Below are 1099 nucleotides of genomic sequence, written 5' to 3' on the forward strand. Positions count from 1 at the left end.
AGGACTCCGTCCGGGCCGAGCTCGAGGAAGGTCGTGACGTTCTCGGCTTCCAGCGCGCGGATGCCGTCGTGGAAACGGACAGCCTCACGGACGTGACGCACCCAGAAGTCGGGGCTGGTGATCTCCTCCGCCGACGCGATCGTGCCGGTGAGGTTGGAGACGACCGGAATACGCGGAGCCTCGTAGGACAACCCCTCGGCCACCTTGCGGAAGTCCGCGAGCATGCCGTCCATGTGCGGCGAGTGGAAGGCGTGGCTGACCGTCAGACGCCTGGTCTTCCGCCCCCGCTCCTCGAAGACCTCGGCGATCTCCCGTACGGCGCTCTCGTCACCCGCGATCACGACCGAGGCCGGGCCGTTGACAGCCGCGACACTCACCACGTCGGTCAGATACGGCGTCACCTCGTCCTCGGCGGCCTGCACGGCCACCATCGCGCCACCGGCCGGGAGTTCCTGCATCAGCCGGCCACGCGCCGCCACCAGCGTGCACGCGTCCTCCAGCGACAGCACACCCGCACAGTGCGCGGCCGCCACCTCACCGATGGAGTGACCGGACACGAAGTCCGGCCGAACCCCCCACGATTCGAGGAGCCGGAACAGCGCCACCTCGATCGCGAACAACGCGGGCTGCGTGTACGCCGTCTGGTCGATCAGCCCAGACACGTCCTCGTCGCTGCCGCCGAACACGACTGCGCGCAGGGGAAGTTCGAACCGGGCGAACACCTCGTCCAGCGCCGCCGCGAACACGGGATACGCCTCGTACAGCTCCCGGCCCATCCCCAGCCGCTGGCTGCCCTGGCCCGTGAACAGCAGGGCCGTACGGCCCTCACCGGCCACGCCCCGCACCACCCGTGCTCCCCGCTCGCCCGCCGCCAGCGCGGCAAGCCCCGCCAGCAACGCCTCCCGGTCACTGCCGCCACCGTCACCATCACCGACGACCGCCGCACGGACCTCCAGAGCAGCCCGCGAGGCCGCCAGCGAATAGGCGACATCCACCGGCCGCAGATCCTGACCACCGGACATGACCCGCGCCCGCACCCGCTCCGCCTGAGCCCGCAACGCGGCCTCCGACTTCGCGGACAACACCCACATCGTGCTCG

At 70.6% G+C, this 1099-nt stretch carries 1 protein-coding gene; it reads right to left on the reverse strand.

Annotated features, from left to right (window positions below):
* A partial coding sequence (locus IE249_RS35410) for an acyltransferase domain-containing protein (RefSeq protein WP_189711623.1) occupies positions 1–1099 on the reverse strand: 1099 nt, incomplete at both ends.

The sequence above is a fragment of the Streptomyces anandii JCM 4720 genome (assembly GCF_014650655.1).
Taxonomy (GTDB): Bacteria; Actinomycetota; Actinomycetes; order Streptomycetales; family Streptomycetaceae; genus Streptomyces; species Streptomyces anandii.